We start from the raw sequence: 16,987 nt of genomic DNA on the forward strand, positions 1-16,987 counted from the left end.
CCTGTTATGTAAGATTTTGATCAGCCGATATAGCTGTCACGCCATTTCAGAAGCCGCTTTTCAAAATATCGGACCAGTGAATCTGATGCTTTGCCGAAAACCGCAAAAATGATAATGCCTACAAAAACGATGGACGTTTGAGAAAATTGCCTCGCATCCATGATAAGATATCCGATGCCTTCACTCGATCCCATCAGTTCAGCTGCGACCAAAGCCAGCCACGCCGCACCTAATGACAGCCGTAAACCGAGCAGAATATTTGGTAGTGCAGCAGGGAGAATGAGTTTTGTGATCTGTTTCCATTTGCTGAATTCAAGCACCTTCGCTACATCAAACAGTTTAGAGTCCACACCGCGTATCCCTAGGAACGCATTCACATAAAGCGGAAAGAACGCAGATTTTGAGATCAGCAATATTTTTGACAGCTCGCCAAAGCCAAACCAGAGAATGAATAAAGGAATTACAGCTAACGATGGAATAGTCCGCAGCATCTGAAACGTAGGATCAAGCGATTGCTCTGTTTTGCTCGAGAAACCAACTGCCAGCCCGGCCAGAAGTCCTAGTCCCCCGCCAATTAAAAATCCTGTAAGTGCCCGGAACAAGCTGATTTTAAAATGGGTGAATAATTCCCCGGTACGGATTAAGTCCTTAAATGCGATAAGGATTTCACTCGGCCTTGGCAGCAAGGTGGCAGAAATAAGTCCGTAAGCACCTGACAGTTCCCAAATAATGATGATAAAAACGGGAAATGCCAATCCTCGTGCCCAATGGGATAGAAATGGGTTTTTCCTCTGTTTTTTTGATGCTGTTTCCTTGATGCTTTGTTTTCGTTCTACAGTCGTTCTCGTTAATACCCCAGTCTGATTGCTCATTTTTCCATCTCCTTTATATCGTTATCGGACGGTTGCTGCTCGCTCGCTTTCCTCCACTTTTTCAAATTCACTCAATACCCGCTTTCGTATTTCCTGGAAAGCAAGATCTGTTTTTCTCCGTGGATGAGGCAGTTCAATCGGTATGACCTCCCTGACTGTGCCTGGCCGGGGATTCATGATCACTATAGTGCTGGCGAGATAAATGGCCTCATCGATGTCGTGAGTCACAAATATCATCGTCGTCCGGTTCTTCTGCCAGATATTGAGCAGTACCTCTTGCATATGTGACCGGGTAAAGGCATCTAACGCTCCAAATGGTTCATCTAAGAGAAGAATCTTAGGATTTCTAAGCAGGGCTCTTGCGATGGATACCCGCTGTGCCATTCCTCCCGACAGCTCTTTTGGATAGGCATTTTCAAAGTCCTCCAACCGTACCAGCTTAATCAGCTCGCGAACTTTTTCTTGTGTAGCACTTTCTTTCACAGGCAAGTTGGCCGCGATATTTTTTTCCACGGTCAGCCAGGGAAACAGCCTGGGTTCTTGAAAAATAAACCCTTTATCAATGCTCGGCCCGGATACTTTTTGGTTATCCAGCAATACAGAGCCCTCATGCCTTGTATCCAATCCAGCAATTATTTTTAATAATGTGCTTTTTCCGCAGCCGCTCGGGCCGATCACTGTAATAAATTCTCCTTGATTCACATCGAGATCTATTTGCTCAAGTGCTTTTGTCACGCCTTTTCCTGTTTCAAAACTCCGATTGAGTTTACTAATTTGCAGTAAAGTCATATCATATCTCCCTTCTTCCCTGCGTTTTTGCAAAAAGAAAACAACCGGAAACCTCCTTTTTAAGGAAAGCCTCCGGTTGTCCGGTCGACGAAACGTTTTGAACATTTGCAGCGAATAAAATCCCCCTTTCAAACGGAAACAGTTTATGAAAAAAAGAAAACCAAAAGGCCATGTCTGCTAATGTTGAGACACGGCCTTTGGTTTACCAATCAGCTGCACGATATTTTTTTACTCAATAAAAAACTTCCTCTTACATCTCATGGACGTGTAAGAAGAAGTTAAATAGCGTTCTACTTCTCTTATCGTCCAAGCTGATGCTTGTTGGATTTGGCACAGTTCTCTCGTTAAAGAGTCCGCTGCCGAGGTTTCGCAGGGCCAATTCCCTCCACCTCTCAGAATAAGAAAAAATTTATGGAGTTTTTAATTCATATAATCCTCATCGGATTAATTGTTATTAAAACAGGTATGCAATGGAAAGTCAATAACTTTTTTGAAAAATCTAAATATTATTACGTGAATGCTTACTACATAAATCCAGCCGTCCTTCCTCATACTATCTTTTGGGAGGTTGTTTTGTTATGTTACTTTCATGGTTAACCGGTATTCTTCTGGCCGTACAGCCTGTCTATACGCCTGAGAGTATATCATTGATTCAGCAAGGCCAAACCATCGCAATTATTGATCGAAAAGACTTTATGGTCCCGCTGCCAGGTACGCCTATCATAGACGGTGAAAAATTCGAGTCTTTTGCTGCAAAATTGGAAGGTCAGGTTTACCGTCCGCCCCTTAATGCAAGAATTAATGATTTAGGAGGAATTACTCCTGGAGAAAATGGTTCCATGCTCTACAAAAAAGCGTTTAAAGAGCAATTCTATGCCAGCTTTTTCAGCAAGGGGCCTCATAAACTTGAAGTCCCTCTATTAACCGTCCACCCCAGGGTTGACAGTGAGCTGCTTGGAAATATCAGGACCAATCACCTTGCTCAGTATGTCACTTATTTTAACAGTTCTCATTCATCCAGGACCCATAATATTTCACTTGCCGCAAAAGCGATTGATAATCAAGTCGTGTTTCCTGGAGAGACCTTTTCCTTTAACGGGGTCGTAGGCAGACGGACTACGGACAAAGGGTACATGCGTGCACCTGTTATTGTTCGTGGAGAGCTTTCAGAGGGAGTTGGCGGAGGAATCTGCCAGGTCTCCTCTACTCTTTTTAATGCCGTGGACCGGGCTGGACTTCATATTGTGCAGCGTTTTTCACACAGCCGAAGTGTACCTTATGTTCCAAAAGGCAGGGATGCAACCGTAAGCTGGTACGGGCCTGATTTCCGTTTTCAGAACCGTTATAACCAGCCGATCCTAATCCGGGCCAAAACCTATGGAGGGAGCATGATGGTGATGATTTCATCTTCTGATGTCATACATGTTCCTTCGAAAAAACATTGATTCTTCCGCTCGGATAAGAAATGTGTCAACATTGTTAACCATTGAGCAAACCCATTCCAATTTCATAATTGCGGTGTTAGAATAAACGAGGATTTGATCATCTTGGAGAGAAGTGATGACATGAAAAGTCTTCCGTTTTTCTATATGCTGTTCTTAATCAATGGATTGCTGCTTGCCGGTGGATTAGTAAGTCCGACTTACCTTGTTGTAGCCCGCTGGAGCATGATCTTCTTTAATATAACGGCCCTTGCTGCTCTTATTTATTTCAAAGAACACGGCAAGGGAGCAAGATGGAGCAAAGTTTCTTCCCGAGGCCGTCTAGTATGGTGGGGAGCTTTCTTGTTCAATGTTGTTTCTGCAGTGAATGAAGTTCTGCATTCCGGACTATTTCAATAATTTAAATTTACAGCTCAGCGTAATGCTGGGCTTTTTTATTTTCCCTTAAAAGCAAGCAAACGGCTGCCCAAGTGATGGATTAGAGTTGAAAAGCCTATTCCCCATTACTTGCAGCTGTTACTTGATATCCTTCTTTTACTAAAAAACGTTCTACCGTTTCTTGTATCGAGAGATCATCTTCGACCAGCAGTGATTGTATCGCTCATGGACCGCACCCCTTTGCCATAATCCATTGGTATCATAACAAATATCACCAAACATCCTTTTGTTTATTTTATAAAATTTTCAAAACAAAAACAGTTAGCTCAACTAACTGTTTAACGGTACTTATAGAAAACCTCTTTGAATCAATTTTCGAATCCACTTTGGGCTAATTCTATTGCTAGATTTTCATATTAAAAAGACCCTTGAGCCACTCTGATTCATCATTTAACAGCCTGGATAAAAAACGAAGCTGCGGAAAGGGCACCAGATTAAGATTACGGTCCATCTTCTCTCTTTCTACAACAATTCCATTGCGGGCTATATACTCACCAAAAGTCAGCGTCCTGCTGCAAATTATCACAATATCTGCCGGTTTCAATAATACAATCGCTTTCGCTTCAGAAGATGGTACAGGCTTATCCATGGACTCCTCAAAGTACATGACAGAATATTCACCGTATACACCTTTAATCAGAACGGGAGCCATTCCTTGTGAATCCTGTGCCCTCACTTTTGTTTCAGGATAATTCCAGCTGTCACAAACTGCTTTTCAAACTCTATTGCTCTCATGTTTTATGCCTTTTGTCGAACGATTAATATTCACTAAAAAGGATTTTACCATTAAAATAAATTTTAACGATAAATAAATTTTAATTGTGAGAGGAGTTTTTGTATGGAAAGCAGTTTGGCACAGGAAGCAAAGCTTATAAAAAAGGCATCATTTGGAGAGGTTTTTGCCAACCGGCAGTTTTTATTTTTATGGATTGCCAGTATTTTTACAGGGCTGTCGTTCTCTATCTATTTAATTTCAGAGACCTGGTTTGTTATACGTGCACTAGAAGCCCCATCAAAGCTTGGAATTATTATGATGCTCACCACCATTCCACGGGTACTGCTCATGTCAATCGGCGGCGTTCTCGCTGACCGGATGAAGCGGTCGCATGTGATCTTCATTTCCAATCTGACGAGAGGATTACTTGTACTTGGCTTAGTGCTTTTGATCATGAACGACAGTATGAACCTGATTTTCCTCGGTATATTTGCTCTTTGTTTTGGTGTACTTGATGCCTTTTACTGGCCGGCGAACCAATCCATGCTTCCCACCATCGTTGAAAAGGAGCATATCGTACGCTCCAACTCTCTCATGCAGACCACCAATCAGCTATCTTTATTAACTGGCCCGGTCATCGCCGGCTTTATCATTAAATTTGGCTCCTTCAGCGGCGTTTTCGGCTGCACTTCTATCCTGCTCATCTGCAGCAGCATTCTTATCTCGCAAATCCGCTATCCAGATCAGCAATCAAAAGAAACAAAAAAAAGAGAATCCACATTTCAGCAGTTAAAGGAAGGCATTGTCTACGTCAAAAGCGTCCCCTACCTGCTCATAACGATGGCCACTTCAATTTTTGTCAATCTGTTCTTGGTCGGCCCTCTCAATATCGGATTGCCTCTAATGGTGGATCAGTATTTAAAAGGAGATGTCTTGGCGTTAAGCTATCTGGAAAGCTCGCTTGCTGGCGGCATGGTAGTGGGAGCACTGCTTACTGGGCTATTGAACATAAAAAGAAAACGGCCGGTCATCAGCCTTTCTCTAATCGCTCTTCTCTCGGTCTTTAATATTTTCTTAAGCCAAATGTCCGCTCTCTGGCATGGTATTTTGCTTCTATCAATGGCAGGTGTATGCTTATCCATCTCAAATATTATCTCTCCGTCCTTAGTTCAGGAGATGACGGATAAACACATGATGGGCAGAGTGCAAAGCTTAATGGCTACAGCTTCTATGGGATTCGTCCCACTCTCATTCGCTCTTGTATCCTCTTTACTATCAGGAGGAATTCCGATTGACAAAATTATTTTGGTTTCAAGCGTGGTCCTTACCATGTTTGTGGTTCTCGTGCTTTGGAGAAGCAAAGTGATCCGAACGATGGACTAATCATACAATTGGGCATCTCGTTATCCCTTGAATTTGTGGTATTCTTTTTAATAAAGATAATGTTTAGGTGGGATGTCACATGGCTCAATGGAAAACACAATCGATCGATTTAATGAAAATCTTCTCCGATCCAAGGAGACTGAGAATTCTTCACCTTGCATCCGAACAGCCGATCACGGTAAAACTTCTCGCGTCGGAACTGAACGAACACCCTTCCAGGCTGTATTATCACGTGAAAAAGCTTGAAGAAGCGGAACTTCTGGAAGTGGCAGAAACAAAGCAGCTCGGTAATCTTGTGGAGAAGTATTATAAAACCGTTAATATGGAAGGTGTGCTTTACAGAGGTGATCTCCAGGCACAGGCCGAACAGCCCGAAGTAGCACTTTCACTAACCTATCAATTAATCGAACCTGCGTTAAAGCTGTATGAAAGATCTCTTGCGAAGGTAAGAGAAGAAAAAAAGCAGGGTGTTGAACTGAATGAACTCCCCTATCATGTAACGATCAATTCCTCGAGCGACCGCATGACGGCTAAAGAATGGCAGGAGTCCTTTCCTCACATTATGAAAGCTCTTGGAAAAAAGGATAAAAAAGAGTTCGACTGGCCGGAACGCCCGGGAAAAAAGATACTGTCCGAAGAAGAAGCCAACAAAGTCGGTACTTATCAATATGTATTGATCAGCTATAGAATTGAAGATGCAGAAGAACTTGGAATTGTGACAGAAACTGAGGAAGAAAAGTAAAAAAAGCTGCCTCCCGCATATCGCAGGAGGCAGCTTTTTTTGTGAGGGCACGGACCACGTCGTTTATTTTACGTTATAAATCCCACAGCAAGCCGTTTATAGTTGCCATCTAGCCTGGGAGGTCAACGGATGTTTTGCGTTGCCGGGCCATTCTACTCCTTGTTTCGTCTGTACAAATAGAACATGGTCATCCTTGTAAGGAACGAACTGAACTGGATATCCCTGATCATCAAAGATAAAGTGAAATACCAGTTTTGTAGTTTCTGACGTTCCCAATAGCTCAGCAACGTAAAACCAGTCAATTCTCCCTTTCTGGCTTAACACGTCAAACATGTGCAGTTCTTCACCGATAGTTTTACAAAGCAAGATACAATTTTCTTGTTCCAAATAGTAGATATTGTCCTTGAAAACATACATACAATAATACATAAAAAGTTCTGCCGTATGAACCGTGCTGAATCTTTTGGAAGCCGGCACTCGTTCTGCTGCCAAACCATAAATAAAGCTGCGGTCTGCTTGATGGACAGCATTAAGCTTTATCACACTCGATGTATTTTTCGTTTCTTTTTTCTTTTCAACAGGCATCGCAAACTGAAATTCTTCCATTCTTGTAAAACCAAATTTCGGATAAAACTCAAGAACCTCGCGATTGGCAAATAAGTAGAACGCATCTGTATTATGATAATCATTCATCACCCTTTCCATCAGCCTGCGGGAAAGCCCCTGATATCTGTAATTCGGATGGGTCATGACAGTGCCGATTTGGATTGCTTTGGTGATTTGACCGTTAATAAGTAAATAATATACTTATCTGTCCAGTATCCGGCTTGATACCATTGTTCGAAGCTAATACCGAACGTTTTTTGAGCAAGGTTATTAAAGCTGCATCTAAATCTATCATGATCTTTATAATTAGAAATGAGTTTCATGATTCATATTCTCCTTTTTATCTGTACTTTCATTATATCTCCACCAGTAAAATTCCATATATTAGAAGTAAAAAAACTCTATCCTGATCCAGGGATAGAGTTTAATCGTTCTTTTTCGCTTTATTGCCAATAACTGCTGGTTTGAATAAGCCTCCGCCGTCTCCGTAATACTCTGGAACGTCTTGCGGCAAGAAAAGATCACCAAGTTTTACATTGTTCGCTACGGTTACTTTCTCTGAAGAAAATGGTACAACAACCTGTACGTTTACTTTTAAATGTACATAAACCTCAAGATATGGATTATTAATTCCTACGTTCATTGGCTTGGTTTTCAGCTCTGAATCCACGTTTCCAACCACACTCATTTCTACTGGTACGGGAGGCCCTACATCAGATAGCAAGGAGTTGTTAAATGCTGCACCTAACGGGATTTGATAGACAATCGAGTTAAGTCTGTTTCCGAATCTATCTTTTTTGGTATGCTGCTGACTCTTTATTTCATCATGAATACTTTCCGTCATTTTCCCCAAAACCTTATTAAACATTTGATAATTTAGACTGTAGGCCGGATGCTGGCCTTTTTGTTCATGGATAACAATCAATTTATTCATATCATATTGATTTGTAGTTTTAAGAATGGCATCATTGATGGCTTCATCCGCGATGTTATGGACTTCCGAACGGGCGATGTTTTTTAAGATGGGTTCAATTTTATGGTCCACTAACCAAAATGCAAAAATGGTCATACCGAGGAGCATGATCAACGAGTATAACAGCACACGTTTAAACGGCAGAGGTCCTTTCCGCAATTTCATTCGATGACCAAACATCATACACCTCCTACTTTATAGGTACGTCCGTCAGAAAGGATTTATTCCTTGCACGCTAAGAGCTTCAGTATTGCAAAACAAAGAAAAACGTGCCTGAATAAGGCACGTTCTCTTTGAAGGAAAGCTTATAAGGATATTGTTATTCCTAAGTACATTTAATTGGCATATAACCGATACGTATCGGTTAATGTTTCGCCATTTCCATAGATATATGCTTTGGAGGGCGCGTAGAAATTAGAGCTATCGTATTTCCAATGGATTCTTAGGGCCATGTATCCACCGGCTCCATAAGTGTTCTTTCCTCTCTTTTCAATGAATTGAGAGAAGCTGTCCCATGTCCTCGGCCCCACTACACCATCAACGACCAGGTTGTGCGTTTTTTGATATTGTTTAACAGCGGCTTCGGTTTTTGGACCAAAGATCCCATCGGAGTCAATGACTGACGAATCGGTATAAAATCTGAGAACATTGATAATATACTGCATGTTTTTAACTTCCACACCACGCGAATCCTTGCGTAAAATTGAATTTTTATCCCAGTCCACCGGGTGATGAAATCCTGGCGCTGAAGCTGATGCTGTTGAAAATGAAATCCCCCAGGCCATGATGACAACTGCCAAACTAGCAAGTATTTTTTTCATTTTGCCATCTCCCTTTTTTGTATGTATTTGATATTCCTTACAAATTTCCCCTCAGCCTGAAGATTCCCCCTCTTCGTAAAATTAACCCTTTCTTTCTTGTGACCAATGCCCTGTTTTTCACCTGGTCTTTAGAATCAGTGTCCAACCACTGTAAGGCAGAATAGGATAGTTTGTATTTAAATAAGGAGGTTTCTGGATGAATCATTATTGCAAAAGAATGTATCCCCAATTTCCCGGACAAGGGGCTGGCCAGGGATCAGGACAGCAGACACCTGGATTCCATGGATTTTATGGCCAGGGTCAACCCAGTCAGCAAGGATTAGGCGGGCAGCCTCAGATGCCACAATTTCCTGGGATGTTCCCCGGGATGCCAGGCGGCCAGACCCAGCAAGGCGCACAGCAAGGTCAGCAGTCTCAGCAGGGACAGGGCGGACAGCAACAGATGCCGGGCGGGCAGCAGCAGGGCGGCCAGACCCAGCAAGGCGGACAGCAAGGGCAACAGCCTCAGCAAGGACAGGGCGGACAGCAGCAGATGCCGCAATTTCCGGGACTGTTTCCGGGTATGCCTGGGGGACAGCAGCAAGGCGGACAGCAAGGGCAGCAGCCTCAGCAAGGACAGGGCGGACAGCAGCAGATGCCGCAGTTTCCGGGACTGTTTCCGGGTATGCCTGGGGGACAGCAGCAAGGCGGGCAGCAGCCTCAGCAAGGACAGGGCGGACAGCAGCAGATGCCGCAGTTTCCTGGCTTGTTCCCCGGGATGCCGGGCGGGCAGCAGCAAGGCGGGCAGGGACAGCAAAGCCAGCAGGTATTTTACCCATATTACGGCTATCCCGGAATGTTTTAGTCTAGTTAGTTGACCATAATAGGCATTTGGCGGGTATTTGCTCCATTTTGGCGGGTGAATTTAAATTCTGGACGGTAAACTGATGATTTCGGCATGTAAATCTATTGTTTCGGCTTGCATTTCCATTTACCTTCCAATTTCTTCTCTTCATCAACATCAAAAACAAAGGATTCCTCCATAAAGCATGGAGAAATCCTTTGTTTTTTTACTCATTTTTCAGTTTTATTCATGTTTTTGCGGTGTTCCTGCCATTGCTGAACACCATCGTCTTCATCAAACTCAATGGTGACATCTGCTACGCCTTTTTCCAATAAGATCTGCTCTTCAAGACGGTCTTTTATGTCGTCTGCCTGGGCGACGGTCAGCGATGGATCTACTTCGACTTCAAGTTCGACATGAAGCTCTTCGCCTTCTTTAATGACGGTTACTCCGACCACATCTTTTACATCAGGATCACGCAAGACCAAATCACCAATTTTGTCTTCCATTTCCTCATCCGCTTCTCCAAGAGCCCCTGCAGCATTATCAAGAAATACTTTTCCGACAACAAAGAACATCATAAGGCCGATCAGTATTGACGCGATGCCTTCCGCTTGGTGAAACGGTGTGTAGTGGGCGATGACAATGGCTATGATAGCGAGCAGTCCGCCTGCAGTGGCTACCATATCTTCCATAAAAACAAGTTTTGTAGCTGGTTTGGCTTTTGGAAGATAACCGAAACTTTTAGCGAATACGGCAAAACCGCTCGTGGTGTCCCCTGCATCATGCATGATCTCTTTCATTGCTTTAAAAAGGACGAATGCCTCGAGCAGGACCGCCGCTCCCAGCACAGCCAGATTGATGGCAAAGCCAGTCGATTCCGTCGGGTGAAAGATGTGTGTAAATCCTTCTTTAACTGTTTCAAACGACATGATCCCAACAATCAGAACGGCGCCCAGCAGCACGAGGTTCACAAGTCTTCCAAACCCATTAGGAAAACGGTCTGTTGCCCCTTTTTTGCTTAATGCAGAACCGATGAATACAAAGAATTGATTGGCAGCATCACCTAGACTGTGCATCGTTTCTGCAAACATTGCCACATTCCCTGTACTGAGATAGGCGCCGCCTTTAATGATGGCAATGATGGTGTTGACGATTGCCGCTAAAAATGCGGACTTATTTCCGTTTTTTAAGTGTTTAAATAGCTGCCCCATTAGTTCCTCACTCTCTAATTTTTTATTTTATGTATAGAGTTCAACATCATTCTTCCCGTTAAGGAAGCTGCTCACACCTTATTTAACCTTTGTACTTCAAATGAGATTTTCAGTTAAAGGCTATTCAAATATACATAAAAAAATCCCCCTCCCTTACCATTTTATAGATTAACAATTGGTAAGGAAAGAGGATTTATTATTGTATTAGCGGACCGTGCTTTCATGGAAAATCTCTCGTTTTCTTGCCGTATCTTCCAGATTAAGATTTGCTTCTATCGAGTATTTTGGACGCCGCTTTACTTCTTTAAAGATTTTTCCGATGTATTCCCCGATTACCCCTATACCTAAAAGCTGCAGTCCTCCGATAAACCATATGGAAATCATTAAGGATGACCATCCTGATTCTGTACGGCCCAAGACCTCCTGAACAATGGTATATCCTCCTAATAGTACGCTGAGGATGATGGACATCAATCCGATGAGGGTCACAAAGCGGATCGGAGCAATACTGAACGAAGTAATCCCATCCACTGCAAAAGCGAGCATTTTCTGTAATGGATATTTTGTAGTGCCCGCCATCCGTTCTTTACGGTCGTAATAAACATTTGCAGACTTAAACCCAATGAGAGGAATGATCCCCCTCAAAAATAAGTTGTTTTCTTCATATCGGCACAGCTCATCCAAGGCCCTCTTGCTCATTAAACGAAAATCTGCGTGATTAGGAATGAGGTCTATTCCAATCTTTTGCATAAAACGATAGAAACCATTCGCTGTCGTTCGTTTTAAAAATGTATCGGTATCTCTTTTTCTTCGGACACCATACACGATCTCGCAGCCTTCATTGTATTTCAGGATAAATTCCCTGATGACGGTGATGTCATCCTGCAGATCGGCATCAATGGAAATGACACAATCCGAGAATTCCTTTGCTTTCATCAAACCAGCTAGCAAAGCGTTCTGATGGCCGGCATTCCTGGATAATTTCAATCCAGTTACATAACCATTCACAAAGCTTTCTTCTTCAATCATGTTCCATGTCCTGTCTTTGCTGCCGTCATCCACAAACATGATTTTACTTTGTGTATGAATCAACTTTTCTGTCTCCAGGTCTTCCAGAAGATAGGTTAATTGCTTTGTTGTTTCCTGCAGCACTTCTTCTTCGTTGTAGCAGGGAACAACAATCGTTAAGATAGGTTCATTCATCAAATTCACTCCCTTTTAGCTCATCTCACCTGGTAAAGATAGATTTTCCATACCGAATGCGGGTCCGTAAATGTTTTTTCATACGTTAAATGATCTTCCCTGGCATTGACGATAGGAACAGATGAAAAGATGTACCGTCCTCCAAGCTTTTTAAACGCCTTTGTGTTTAATTGCAGGTGGTAGATTTCTTTATCCGAATCTTTCTCAAAACTATAATGCTTGCCGAGTTCTGCTGAGAATAGATAACATCGGCCGCCCCAGTGGTCAAAATAGTTCTTCAGTTTTCGGTTCTTGTCCAGTTCCTTAGAAATAATGGACCGGAATTGGTGTTTATAGGAGAGCGGATAAAAATTGTTATAGGTATCGAGCGTGTAAAATCCGTTGTATTGAGAGATCGAGGGATGCAGTCCTATGCTTGCTACCCGATACGTATATTTCGGTTTTCCAATATAGCGGTCAATTTTCTCAAAGAGCTGAGTGGAGTAAAATTCCTTGAACGAAGGGTATCCAGCGATTCGATAACGGATTTCCTCATTCAGTGTGAACAGCAATAGCAACTGAAGGATAAGCAAAACCACGGCTGTTTTTTTCCATTTACCCTTCCCCTGCCCAACAATCTTCAAGCCTACTGCGAACAAAAGATACAAAATTAACGGATGCAGAAAGTGAAACCTCGAAAAGTTAAACGTATTTAAAAGAGAGACTTGATCTTTCAGCGGCTGCCATCCTTTAAAAAACCAAAAGCCATACCATACTGATAAGACAGCATTCAATGCCATGAGAAAAAGAAAAAGAGTTTCATTTCTCCATGTCTTTTGTCTAATGACCTTCCACAGGGCCACGAATAAAAGCGGCAAAATGAAGTACGTGTGAATCGTCATCACATGAGTATGGCCCAATAGAAAATTTTTCAGCATCAGCCTTATAGAAGATGAAAAATCAAGGACAGATTCCTTGAATTCATTCCTGCTCGTCGGTGCCTGTGGAAGCAGAAGTGAATACACCAGGCGGTATTCAGTCACCATGTAGATCAAAATCATAAAGCTGATACTAATGAGGAATTTAAAATTCCACTTTCTCTTTCTCCACACATCTGTTATCCACAATAAAGCCATAGCAAAGAGAAAAAAGAAAAAACCTAATACAAAGCTGGAGTAAAAGGGCAGCAGGAGAAGGACCAGCCATTCCTTACGACCTGATGCCTGATTGCGAATATTTAAAAACGCCCATAATGCGAGCGGCATTCCGAGGGTGCTCAGCATGCCTGAAGGCCAAAAAGGCGTTAAAGCAAAGGCTAAGGCTACACCAACACGGATAAACGATAATTCCTGCTCTTTCACAAAATGATCTTTCAGCAGCAGGTACATCCCAATAAAAGCAAACACCCGTGTTATCGCCTGTGATATGGCATAGGCTTGCATTGCTGGAAACAACGCATGCAGCCAGACGATGCCGCTGAATTCCGTTTCAAAGGCATCCCTCGGCAGGCCGTTGATCACTTGCGGTATGACAGCGTGAATATTTCCAAACAGCTGTCCGCTGTGAACGAGAACCCGGTACCACGCAATATTGGAATCCATATTATCATGGACTCGGATGTGAACATTCTCTCCTAAAATAAAAAGCGGAGAGAGATAGATCAGAAGAATGATCCATGCACCATACAAGTATTTTGATTCTCTTGATATAGGCCTCCTTACCATTTCGTTAAGCTCCTGTCTTGATGTATTGGCAAAACATTTTTAGTGGTTAAGCGTGCTGAGTAAAAGACATCGCCGGTTCTAAAATGGACTGGATAAACTTTGCCATCTGATCTGGCGACAGCATCTCTATGCCTTTTTCATACGCTTTTTTGGCAGCATGCCATTTTTTTAATTCAGGTTTATTGCCTAAGACCCTATGCAGCTGCTCTTCAATGGATTGAGATCTTTCAAGCCGGAAAACCAGATTCTTTTCTTCCAAATATTCAAGATTGATCTCTTCCTGTCCCGGTAGCACGGAATGAACGAAGATGGGCAGGTTTTTCTGCAGCGCTTCACTCACTGTGATTCCCCCCGGCTTCGTCACTACAGCATCGACCCGGTCGTACCATTCGTTCATCTCTTGCCTTGAAGCAATGTATGGAAGAGGATGAATATGATCCGCATCCAGCTGCCTGATTTTTTCATACAGCTTACGGTTATTTCCGCAAAGCACAAAATAGTCGAAAGCACCAGACGTTTCAGCAGCTGTTATTAACTCATAAATATCCCCTAAACCGCTGCTCCCTCCTGAGATCAAGATTTTTCTCCGGCTGCTCTCATTGCTCCGTTTTTCTGTTTTCGTAAATTGCTCATGCACAGGAATTCCTGATACGATGATGTTTTTATGAGAAATGTGATGGTCTGTCACTAATTTTGATTTCATATCCTGGTTTGGGACAAAGTGATAGTCAATTTCTTCCCTGCCCCATACGTCGTTGATAAAAAAGTCCGTATATACATTCATGACCGGAACCTGGCACTTTCCTTTCCGCTTCAATGCACTCAAAAGGTAAGACGGGATGCTGTGTGTACATACAATAACGTCTGGCTGTTCATCCTCCAGAAGCTTTTCCATTTTTTTCAGAAACAAAATTTCATAACCCTTGAACGAATGGACCTTTCTCATCGTTGAATAGGTAAAATTTTTATAAACGAGATCGTAGGTTCCCGGCATGAGTTTGATCCACTTGAGATACGTTCCCGTCACCATCTTTTCTAGCGAAACATTCATATAGCTTAACAAGTCCACTTTCTTTAAGACGATATCCTTTTTTCTGATCTTCAACATATCAATTAACGCCTCGGCAGCCTGATGATGCCCTGACGGCATTTGCAAAAACGGTAAAAACAATATTTTCTTCATTCTTCATCACCTATTTTTATAAATGGATTTTGCTTAAAAGTCCCTACACTAGTAAAAAGACGAGAAAAATCGCAAAAAGTTCATTTAGAAATAAAAAAAGTCCTTAACAAGTAGTTAAGGACTTCAATGCTTATATTTATTTCCCCCGCCTCAATCTGCTGTACAGCCATTGAATGGACATTCCAAGTGATAGACAATAGAGGATAAAAAAGACGATGCCTCCGATAACCGGGAAATTAAAAATAGATACGATTAAAAAAGATCCTGTCAAATAGACGATCCAAGCTGGTTTGTTCTCTAATCCGGCGATCCTCTTTGCCGTTTCTTTACTTAAAACCGCCATTCCAGCTATGAAAGAAATCAAAGGGAACAACAGAAGAATGATGGAGATCGGGATGCCGATAACGGTAATGCCCAGTAACAGGCTTAAAATCAGGATCGCCAGACTTGTGATAGCTCCTGACAAAATGAAACGAGCCGCTTTTCCTTTGGTGATTTCTGCAAAGCTGCTGAATCTTTTATTTAACGACAGGCCTGCCAAAATGGTTAACAGAACAAGAACAATGCTTCCAATGAGCCGCATCAGCCAGCCGCCGACCAATACCATTCCCCCAAGAAACAGGCTATTCTGTGATGGACTGTCCAAGTTGATCGATACTATATTCTCTGTAACATTGGAACCAGGCTCCTGTTTGACATGCCCTCCAACAACAAGAACCAACTCTTTAATTTTTGCTTGCCGCTTAATGTTCACATCTCCATTAAAAACGATTACTGCCGTTTTGACCTTTCCTTTTATGACCGCATCGTGCCCAAACACAATCACATTTTCTACACTTTGGTTGAACGGAATAACGACTTCTTTTGATTTCATAATGTTCTTCTCTGCAGCATAAGCCGTAGGGCTAAGCAGCGGCATACTGGCAAATAACATGATGATCAACGAGATAAAAATATGGAATCTTTTCATGGCCGCCCTCCTACCCTGTTGTTTTTGTGCCTAATAATCGCCGTACGGACCATCCGGAAGCAAATAAAATAATCAATGTAAGAACAAGAATTACTTCGAGCAGGTTAGGAAGTCCGCCTGCAACGGCAAATGCTGAATGCAGCAGACTAAACGAAATAGAAGTTAAGGTCATTCCAACGTGTATGCTTTTATAGATTACAGGTATCATGATCCATACGATACTGATGATTACCAAAGCACTGAAACCTGTAGCAAAGATCCATTTCCATGAAAGAAGCCGGTCAGGTGAACTTTCAGCTTGAATTTGATTAAGCACCGCCTGTTCAATCCGCCATTCATCCGGCTCTGCGCCATGATAAACAGAAGACAGCAGTTCTTTTAACTCATTCAGTTCTTGCAGCTCTTTCCAGCATTCATTGCAGGTCTTGCTATGTTCCTCAATCTTTGTACGTTCATCCCTGTTTAATTCTTCATCCACATATGCAGAAAGAAGCTCTTTTACTTCATCATGCATCCCGATCACCCCTCATGAGTTCTCTCCTTAATTCTGTTCGAGCCATATTGATTCTGGATTTAACGGTTCCTGCCGGTATTTCTAAAATATCTGCAATCTCCTGGTAAGAGAATCCTTGTACATCCCGTAATACGATCACGGTACGATGCTCAGCCGAAAGCTTTTGCATCGCAAACTGAAGATTCATTTTCAACTGTGCGTTTTCAACTTCAGAATGGGTGCTTGGCAGCCGTTCTGTTTTTTCCGGATCCACATGCAGCACAGGCGACTTTTCAGCTTTCTTTATCCGGTCATAACATAAGTTTGTAACGATTCGTGTTAACCAAGAGGCGAAGGCATAATCCTGCTTCAAATGATGAAGTGAAAAATAAGCTTTTACGAAAGCTTCCTGAGTAATATCTTCCGCTTCCATTTGATCATGGACCATCGCAAAGGCATGCCGGTACACTTTCCCTTTATATTTTCGAACGATTTTTGAAAAGGAATCCTGATCTCCTTTTTTGGCGTTTACGATTAATTGCTGGAGTTCGTGGTCCACACTTTATTCACCCGCTTCTAGACAAACTGCCTCAACGAATTGTCTTCTAATAAAATGA

General features: G+C 42.4%; 19 protein-coding genes, 1 pseudogene and 1 riboswitch. Of the genes and pseudogenes, 5 read left to right on the plus strand and 15 right to left on the minus strand.

Annotation, left to right across the window (positions count from 1 at the left end; genetic code table 11):
• Nucleotides 1-20: 20 nt before the first annotated feature.
• Together P4361_RS19910 and P4361_RS19915 are read right to left on the minus strand one after the other, a co-directional pair.
• Nucleotides 21-872 carry an ABC transporter permease gene (locus P4361_RS19910; protein WP_091010273.1) on the minus strand — a complete coding sequence of 284 codons (852 nt, stop codon included), beginning with the start codon at nt 870-872 and terminating at the stop codon, nt 21-23.
• A 21-nt stretch (nt 873-893) separates the two neighbouring features.
• Complete coding sequence (locus P4361_RS19915) at nt 894-1,661, minus strand: ABC transporter ATP-binding protein (RefSeq protein WP_328090668.1); 768 nt, start codon at nt 1,659-1,661, stop codon at nt 894-896.
• 296 nt (nt 1,662-1,957) lie between these two features.
• Nucleotides 1,958-2,065: riboswitch (SAM riboswitch) on the minus strand.
• Between the two features lie 174 nt (nt 2,066-2,239).
• On the opposite strand from P4361_RS19915, the gene P4361_RS19920 reads away from it, so the two are divergent.
• Both P4361_RS19920 and P4361_RS19925 read left to right on the plus strand, forming a co-directional pair.
• Complete coding sequence (locus tag P4361_RS19920) at nt 2,240-3,106, plus strand: VanW family protein (protein WP_328090669.1); 867 nt, start codon at nt 2,240-2,242, stop codon at nt 3,104-3,106.
• Between the two features lie 102 nt (nt 3,107-3,208).
• On the plus strand, nt 3,209-3,502 hold the full coding sequence (locus P4361_RS19925; protein WP_328090670.1) for a hypothetical protein: 294 nt from the start codon (nt 3,209-3,211) through the stop codon (nt 3,500-3,502).
• 97 nt (nt 3,503-3,599) lie between these two features.
• Here the strand turns inward: P4361_RS19925 and P4361_RS19930 are convergent.
• Both P4361_RS19930 and P4361_RS19935 read right to left on the minus strand, forming a co-directional pair.
• Nucleotides 3,600-3,701, minus strand: a pseudogene (locus P4361_RS19930) (DNA-binding response regulator); the annotation flags it as partial.
• A gap of 183 nt (nt 3,702-3,884) precedes the next feature.
• Entirely contained in the window at nt 3,885-4,193 is a 309-nt protein-coding gene (locus P4361_RS19935; protein ID WP_328090671.1) for a hypothetical protein, read from the minus strand.
• A 186-nt stretch (nt 4,194-4,379) separates the two neighbouring features.
• Here P4361_RS19935 and P4361_RS19940 point away from each other — a divergent pair, with 186 nt between their 5' ends.
• Both P4361_RS19940 and P4361_RS19945 read left to right on the plus strand, forming a co-directional pair.
• Nucleotides 4,380-5,639, plus strand: coding sequence for an MFS transporter (locus tag P4361_RS19940; RefSeq protein ID WP_328090672.1), 1,260 nt, complete (start codon nt 4,380-4,382; stop codon nt 5,637-5,639).
• Between the two features lie 79 nt (nt 5,640-5,718).
• Nucleotides 5,719-6,381, plus strand: a complete 663-nt coding sequence (locus P4361_RS19945; RefSeq protein ID WP_328090673.1) for a winged helix-turn-helix domain-containing protein — start codon at nt 5,719-5,721, stop codon at nt 6,379-6,381.
• 96 nt (nt 6,382-6,477) lie between these two features.
• Here P4361_RS19945 and P4361_RS19950 read toward each other — a convergent pair whose 3' ends face one another.
• From P4361_RS19950 to P4361_RS19965, 4 genes are all read right to left on the minus strand, one after another.
• Nucleotides 6,478-7,131 carry a GNAT family N-acetyltransferase gene (locus tag P4361_RS19950; RefSeq protein WP_328090674.1) on the minus strand — a complete coding sequence of 218 codons (654 nt, stop codon included), beginning with the start codon at nt 7,129-7,131 and terminating at the stop codon, nt 6,478-6,480.
• Complete coding sequence (locus P4361_RS19955; RefSeq protein WP_328090675.1) at nt 7,128-7,310, minus strand: hypothetical protein; 183 nt, start codon at nt 7,308-7,310, stop codon at nt 7,128-7,130. The genes P4361_RS19950 and P4361_RS19955 overlap by 4 nt, the downstream gene beginning before the upstream one ends.
• A gap of 101 nt (nt 7,311-7,411) precedes the next feature.
• Nucleotides 7,412-8,140, minus strand: a complete 729-nt coding sequence (gene yunB / locus P4361_RS19960; RefSeq protein WP_053355271.1) for a sporulation protein YunB — start codon at nt 8,138-8,140, stop codon at nt 7,412-7,414.
• A gap of 155 nt (nt 8,141-8,295) precedes the next feature.
• Nucleotides 8,296-8,781, minus strand: coding sequence for a peptidoglycan-binding domain-containing protein (locus P4361_RS19965; RefSeq protein ID WP_091007081.1), 486 nt, complete (start codon nt 8,779-8,781; stop codon nt 8,296-8,298).
• Between the two features lie 196 nt (nt 8,782-8,977).
• Between P4361_RS19965 and P4361_RS19970 the strand changes: the two genes are divergently transcribed.
• Complete coding sequence (locus tag P4361_RS19970; protein ID WP_328090676.1) at nt 8,978-9,625, plus strand: hypothetical protein; 648 nt, start codon at nt 8,978-8,980, stop codon at nt 9,623-9,625.
• A 209-nt stretch (nt 9,626-9,834) separates the two neighbouring features.
• Here the strand turns inward: P4361_RS19970 and P4361_RS19975 are convergent, their stop codons facing one another.
• The 7 genes from P4361_RS19975 to P4361_RS20005 all read right to left on the minus strand — a co-directional run bounded on the left by P4361_RS19975 (nt 9,835) and on the right by P4361_RS20005 (nt 16,929).
• Nucleotides 9,835-10,818, minus strand: coding sequence for a cation diffusion facilitator family transporter (locus P4361_RS19975; RefSeq protein WP_328090677.1), 984 nt, complete (start codon nt 10,816-10,818; stop codon nt 9,835-9,837).
• A gap of 204 nt (nt 10,819-11,022) precedes the next feature.
• Nucleotides 11,023-12,021: a glycosyltransferase family 2 protein gene (locus tag P4361_RS19980; protein WP_328090678.1), complete on the minus strand. Its 999-nt coding sequence runs from the start codon at nt 12,019-12,021 to the stop codon at nt 11,023-11,025.
• 20 nt (nt 12,022-12,041) lie between these two features.
• Complete coding sequence (locus P4361_RS19985) at nt 12,042-13,724, minus strand: DUF6044 family protein (protein ID WP_328090679.1); 1,683 nt, start codon at nt 13,722-13,724, stop codon at nt 12,042-12,044.
• 46 nt (nt 13,725-13,770) lie between these two features.
• The gene (locus tag P4361_RS19990; protein ID WP_328090681.1) at nt 13,771-14,907 is read right to left on the minus strand and encodes an MGDG synthase family glycosyltransferase; all 1,137 of its coding nucleotides are present in this window, start codon (nt 14,905-14,907) and stop codon (nt 13,771-13,773) included.
• A gap of 136 nt (nt 14,908-15,043) precedes the next feature.
• On the minus strand, nt 15,044-15,877 hold the full coding sequence (locus P4361_RS19995) for a hypothetical protein (protein WP_053355279.1): 834 nt from the start codon (nt 15,875-15,877) through the stop codon (nt 15,044-15,046).
• A gap of 10 nt (nt 15,878-15,887) precedes the next feature.
• A complete protein-coding gene (locus tag P4361_RS20000) occupies nt 15,888-16,391 on the minus strand; it encodes an anti-sigma factor family protein (RefSeq protein ID WP_053355280.1) in 504 nt (167 codons plus the stop codon).
• The gene (locus tag P4361_RS20005) at nt 16,384-16,929 is read right to left on the minus strand and encodes an RNA polymerase sigma factor (protein ID WP_062235948.1); all 546 of its coding nucleotides are present in this window, start codon (nt 16,927-16,929) and stop codon (nt 16,384-16,386) included. Before P4361_RS20005 ends, P4361_RS20000 begins: the two co-directional genes overlap by 8 nt.
• Nucleotides 16,930-16,987: the final 58 nt, after the last annotated feature.

The sequence above is a fragment of the Fictibacillus sp. B-59209 genome (assembly GCF_036216745.1).
In the GTDB taxonomy this organism is placed as follows: domain Bacteria; phylum Bacillota; class Bacilli; order Bacillales; family Fictibacillaceae; genus Fictibacillus_C; species Fictibacillus_C marinisediminis.